Below are 5,485 nucleotides of genomic sequence, written 5' to 3'. Positions count from 1 at the left end.
GAGCGACCCGCAGCTTTGGGACTTCGTGGACAACGTCATAGAAGAAACCGGGGCGCCGCATTCGGGCATCGGCTTCGAGATCACCGAAACCGCCGCCGTCACCAATTTCGACGCCGCCGAACAGTTTGTGCGCAAGGCGCGCGAGCGGCGCTGCCGGGTCAGCCTCGATGATTTCGGCGCCGGTATGAGCTCGTTCGAATATCTCCGGCGGTTCCCCGTCGACACGATCAAGATCGACGGTTCCTTCATCGAACACATCACGCAAAGCCGTTTCGACCGCGAGATCGTGCTGGCCATCACCAGCATCGCCCGCAGCCTCGGCTGTGACGTGGTCGGCGAGAAGATCGAACAGCAGGACACGCTGGCCATGTTGAGCGACATGGGCGTCGCCTTCGGCCAGGGATTTTTGCTGCACCGGCCAGAGCCGCTGGAACGAATTGTCGCGCGTGCGACCAAGGGAGCGACGGCCCGCAAGGCATCGTGATCCGGGTGCGGCGAGTTTCAGGCCAGGCCGAACTGACCTGAAACTCGCCGCATTCTATCCGGTTCGCCGCGCCGTCGATTGCGGAAACTCCAGCACTCCAGCCTCGGGTCGCCTGTGCTGCGCTTCCGTCACCGCTTCGATCAACAGATCGAGCGCTTCACAGGCCGCGCGACTCGTCTCGTCGTTGCCTTGCAGATAATGATAGGCTCGTTCGAGGTGGATGCGGGCGGCTGAAAAATCGCTGGTCAATGGTCCCTCCATGATCCCGCCCTAGAAGACCTTGCCGGAGACGAGGGAACGCCGGGTAAATATCCACAAGCGGCTTTTATTCAAATGCCGCCGAATGTTGCGGGGAGGCGCGCGGCGTTGATGCTGCCAATCTCCCCCCGTGGGGGAGATGTCCGGCAGGATAAAGGGGGGCGCTGTCCTGCCGACCTGAACAATCAGATTTTCGATCTGTTTCGCAGCCTGCACGCTTGATGAGATTGAAGATCTCCCCCACACGGGGGAGATTGGCGGCTTCACCGCCGCGTGATTAGACTGTCAACTTCCTGCGCAAGGTGAGACCGATGATCGTCCAGGCCTGCATCAACGGCGCGCGCGTGCGCGATTTCCACCCGAAGCTGCCGCTGACTGCCGAGGCAATGGCCAGCGATGCGGCAGCCTGCGTCGCCGCTGGAGCGGCCGAACTGCACATCCATCCGCGCGGCACTGACGGGCGCGAAAGCCTGGCAGCCGTCGACGCCACCGTGCTGGCGGTGCGCCGGACCTGCCCGGGAACACTGGTCGGCGTGTCGACCGGCGCCTGGATCGAGAACGACGTCGAGCGGACCCGCACGGCGATCGCCGGCTGGCGAGACCTGCCCGACTATGCTTCGGTCAACCTGTCCGAACCGGATGCGCCCGCCGTGATGGAACTGCTGCGCCAGCGTGGTGTCGGCATCGAGGCGGGGCTTGCCGTCGTCGCCGATGCCGAGCGCTTCGTAGCGCTTCCCGGCCACGACCAGGTGCTGCGCATTCTGATCGAGATCGACATCCCGGACCTGTCCGCTGCACTCGACGAAGCGCATGGCATCGTCGCCGTGCTCGAGCGCGCCGGGGTACGGCGGCCGATCCTGCTGCATGGCGTCGATGCAACTGTCTGGCCCTTCGTCAAGGTTGCGCATCGCAAGCGCTGGTCGACACGGGTCGGTCTGGAAGACGGCAATACGCTCGCCGATGGAACTGTGGCGAAGGACAACGCGGCGATCATCGCTGCCGCCGTGGCGATCTTTCGCGGCTAGTTTTCCAGAATGATCCTGATCGCCTTATCGACCACCGGATGGAGGCCACTGGCCTGGAAGGACAGCCGGTTGCCGGAGCCGACATTGCTGGTCATGGCGATGGTCAGGCCGGACAGCGGGTCGTGCAGCATCACGGCGACGTAGCCGGGGATGCTGCCCTGGTGGCCGTAGAAGGCGCGATCGGCGTAGGCGCTCTGGAACATGCCGGCGCCGGTCTCGCGCATGCGTGTGCCAGGGAAACTTGCCGGCACGCGGTGTTCGAACATCTCGGCGAAGAACGGCGGCGACAGCAGCTTTCCGGAAAAGAGACCACGCATGAAGCTCACCATATCGGACGGCGTCGACACCATGTCGCCGCAGCCATAAGCGGCGCCGAACGGGAAGGAATCGGAGGAATCCTGCAAGTCGTCGGAGTAGGGCAGCACGCCATCCATGCGCCACATCTCGCCGCCCGAGGCGATGTCGGTGGGCGCATTCGCTGGCGGCGGGGGGCGGTGGTAGTAACCACGCACCATCGACTTTTCCGGAAAGGCTTCGGTGGCCGGCGACCAGGTGTTTGTCAGGCCGAGCGGGTGCAGCACCGCGCTTCTGACATAACCGCCCAGCGACTGGCCGGAGACAGCCTCGATCACCATGCCGGCCAGAACATAGCCGGTGTTGTTGTAGACGGCGGGCCCGCCCGGCGCCTTCTGCTTGTCGGAAACGAAGGCTATGTCGACCAGCTGTTGCGGCGTCCATTGCCGGCTCGGATCCATCGGAATGTAATATTCGAACTCGGGCAGGCCACTGCGGTGGTTGATCAGCTGGCGCACCGAAATGTCTTCTGCTCCCGGGAGGTCGGGAAACCAGGAGGCGATCGGCGCGCCGAGGTCGAGCTTGCCGTCCTGAGCGAGCTTGACCAATGCGGCGGCGACGAAGGTTTTGGTGCAACTGCCGATCTTGAACAGGCGGTCGGGCGAGACGGCAATGCCATGCTCCCGGTCGGCGAGGCCGGCAGTGAGGGCGGTTGGTGCGGCGCCTGTGGAGTAGGCGAGCGAGGCGCCTACCGCGCCATCGGTGAGATAGGTCTTGAGGAGGGCGTTCAGGTCTTCACGCATGGATTCTGCTTTCGCCGCCAAATTGCTGGTTTCATAGGTGTCGGTGCGTCCCCGGGCCGAGCCCGAGGGCAGGGTCGCCAAGCTTCACTCCGCCATATCGACGGCGGCAAAGTTCTGCCGGCCGAAGGGGTCGAGCACGTAGTTGAGCACGCTCTTGCGGATCGGGATCGCCACCACCGAATGGGCGATCGGCGCCACCGGCACCTCGACCTTCAGGATCGCTTGCGCCCTGGCGTAGATGTCGGCGCGCTGTTTCGGATCGGCGGCGACGCGACCGTCCTGCAGCAGCTTCTCGAAGGCCGGATCGCACCAGCGCGAGCGGTTGGAGCCGCCCTTCACGCCGTCGCAGGACAGCAGGTAGCTCAGCATGTTGTCGGGGTCGCCATTGTCGCTGCTGCCGCCGAGCAGATAGGCGTCCTGTTCGCCCGCCGCGGTGCGCTTGAGATATTCGCCCCATTCAAAGCTGACGATCTCGGCCTTGACGCCGACTTTCGCCCAGTCGGCCTGGATCATCTCGGCCATGCGCTTGGCATTGGGATTGTAGGGCCGCGATACCGGCATCGCCCACAGGCTGATTTTCAGGTCGCTCTCGTGGCCGGCTTCCTTCAGCAGCGCCTTCGCGCCATCCGGGTCATAGTCGATGCCGGCGTCGGTGACGGCCCCGATCTGCGCCGGCGGCACGACGCTGCCGGCGACCGTGCCGGCGCCGGCATAGACGGCGTCGACGATCGCCTTGCGGTCGACGGCCTTGGCCAGCGCCATGCGCACGCGCACATCGCCGAGCGGCTGGTGTTCGACATTGAAGCCGAGGATGCCGATGTTCTGACCCTTGAGGTCGAGCACGGTGATGTCGGGATCGGTGCGCAAATCGGCGACGGCGCTTGGCGGGGGCGGGGCGGCGACCTGGCACTCATTGGCCTTGAGACGCTCGACGCGCGTGGTCGGTTCGGGCGTAACGGCGAACACCAGAGTGTCGATCTTCGGCGGGCCGCGCCAATAATCCTTGTTGGCGGCGTAGCGGATCTGGCTGTCGGGGACATAGGCCTGCAGCACGAACGGGCCGGTGCCGACGGGCTCGCTATCGATCAGTTCCGGCGTGCCGGCGGTGACCATCTTTTCGGTCTGCTCCAACGACAGGATAGAGAGATAGTCGAGCGCAATGCCGGGCAGGAAGGTGACGTTGGCCGCCGTCAGCGTGAAGCGCACGGTGTGGTCGTCGACCTTGTCGATCTTGTCGATCAGCGAGCCCATGCCCAGTGCGTTGAAGTACTCGTAAGCGCCGCCGCCGAACTTGTGGTAGGGATTGCTGGCGTCGCGCTGGCGGTTGAAGGTGTACAGCACGTCGTCGGCATTGAACTCGCGCGACGGTGTAAAGTGGTCGTTCGACTGGAATTTCACGCCGTGGCGTAGGTGGAACGTGTAGATCTTGCCGTCGGCTGAGACCTCCCAGCTTTCGGCCAGCGCCGGCCCGACCTCGGTGGTGCCAGGCTTGAACTCGACCAGCCGGTTGAAGATCGTCTTGGCGGCGGCATCCATGGTGGAGTCCGCCGTGCCGATCGCCGGGTTGAAGGTTTCGGGATTGGCTTCCGAGCAATAGACCAGGGTTTTGGCGTAGGCCTGTCCGCCAAGAAGGACGGACGAGGCCAGCAAGGACGAGCTAAGGACTGCGCGCAGAACGGATTTCATCGCAAACGCTCCTGATGACACTTTACGGGTTGAGGGAAGGGCAGGCCGGTGAAGTTCATGGCGTCGCCGCCGGGGTGATGAAACGGTCGGGCGCAAGCGCGGCGGAGGTGATACCGCGTGCCGTGAGATCGTCCGGCAGCGGCTGGCCGCGCAGCAGCGCCGCACCCAGCCGCGCCAGCGTCAGCGACACCTGGAAGCCGTAGCCGCCCTGGCCGCCGAGCCAGAAGAAGCCGGGCAGGCGCGGGTCGAAACCGATGACCGGCGTGCGGTCGGGCGAAAAGGTGCGCAGGCCCGCCCATGGCGTCGACGGACGGCCGATGCGCAGCGACGTCGCCTGTTCGATGCGGTCGACGGCGATGGCGACGTCGATGTCTTCCGGATAGGCGTCGCAGGGTTCGGAATCGGTCTCGTCGGCCAGCGAGCCGATCAGCCTGCCGGCATCGGGCTTGAAGTAGAATTGTTCATGCAAATCGACCACCAGCGGCCAGGCGCTGATGTCGGTGCCGGCGGGCGGATCGAAAAGGAAGGCGGTGCGGCGCTTCGGCCGGAAGCCGAGACCGGAGAGACCGGCCAGCCCGGCGACGACATCGACCCAGGCGCCAGCGGCGTCGACGACGATGTCGGCCTGGTAGGCGCCGGCATTGGTGGTGACGCTGAAGCCATTTGCGACGCGGGAAATCTCCAGCACTTCCTCGCCGGTGCGGATCACGCCGCCGCCGGCCTTGAGCGCGGAGGCTGAAGCTGCAAGCATCTTTCCCGCGTCGACATCGAGCGCGCCGGGTTCATGCACGCCGCCGCAGGTGGTTGCCGTGGCGATGACCGGCACCAGCGCGGTGACTTCTGCTGCTGACAGGCGCCGTACGCTCGGCACCAGCGCCTGCATCTCGGCCGCCATGCGGTCGACGGCTGCACTGTCTTCGACACCGCCGACGTGC

At 65.2% G+C, this 5,485-nt stretch carries 6 protein-coding genes; 2 read left to right on the top strand and 4 right to left on the bottom strand.

Translation table 11 applies throughout. From position 1 onward, the window contains the following. A partial coding sequence (locus tag EN939_RS19255; RefSeq protein ID WP_164751076.1) for an EAL domain-containing protein occupies positions 1-484 on the top strand: 484 nt, incomplete at its 5' end. Positions 485-538: 54 nt separating this feature from the next. On the opposite strand, the gene EN939_RS19250 is transcribed toward EN939_RS19255, so the two are convergent. After that, positions 539-733, bottom strand: a complete 195-nt coding sequence (locus EN939_RS19250) for a hypothetical protein (protein WP_164748793.1) — start codon at positions 731-733, stop codon at positions 539-541. Between the two features lie 320 nt (positions 734-1,053). On the opposite strand from EN939_RS19250, the gene EN939_RS19245 reads away from it, so the two are divergent. Next, positions 1,054-1,767, top strand: a complete 714-nt coding sequence (locus EN939_RS19245) for a 3-keto-5-aminohexanoate cleavage protein (protein WP_127269269.1) — start codon at positions 1,054-1,056, stop codon at positions 1,765-1,767. On the opposite strand, the gene EN939_RS19240 is transcribed toward EN939_RS19245, so the two are convergent. The 3 genes from EN939_RS19240 to EN939_RS19230 all read right to left on the bottom strand — a co-directional run. Then, on the bottom strand, positions 1,764-2,945 hold the full coding sequence (locus EN939_RS19240; RefSeq protein ID WP_236382751.1) for a serine hydrolase domain-containing protein: 1,182 nt from the start codon (positions 2,943-2,945) through the stop codon (positions 1,764-1,766). The two genes, EN939_RS19245 and EN939_RS19240, sit on opposite strands and share 4 nt — an antisense overlap. 3 nt (positions 2,946-2,948) lie before the next feature. Beyond that, the gene (locus tag EN939_RS19235; protein WP_127269268.1) at positions 2,949-4,550 is read right to left on the bottom strand and encodes an ABC transporter substrate-binding protein; all 1,602 of its coding nucleotides are present in this window, start codon (positions 4,548-4,550) and stop codon (positions 2,949-2,951) included. Positions 4,551-4,605: 55 nt separating this feature from the next. Next, positions 4,606-5,485 (bottom strand): NAD(P)/FAD-dependent oxidoreductase (locus EN939_RS19230; RefSeq protein ID WP_164751075.1); only part of this gene is annotated, 880 nt, incomplete at its 5' end.

It is taken from the genome of Mesorhizobium sp. M7A.F.Ca.CA.002.05.1.1 (assembly GCF_003998335.1).
Classification (GTDB): Bacteria; Pseudomonadota; Alphaproteobacteria; order Rhizobiales; family Rhizobiaceae; genus Mesorhizobium.
Note: the sequence above shows the minus strand (reverse complement) of the source record. Positions and strands in the feature narration are given on the sequence as shown.

What these genes read in the sequence shown, in the direction of transcription:
- EN939_RS19235 (WP_127269268.1), bottom strand. Translation starts at nt 4,550, where the DNA reads ATGAAATCCGTTCTGCGCGCAGTCCTTAGCTCGTCCTTGCTGGCCTCG.
- EN939_RS19245 (WP_127269269.1), top strand. Translation starts at nt 1,054, where the DNA reads ATGATCGTCCAGGCCTGCATCAACGGCGCGCGCGTGCGCGATTTCCAC.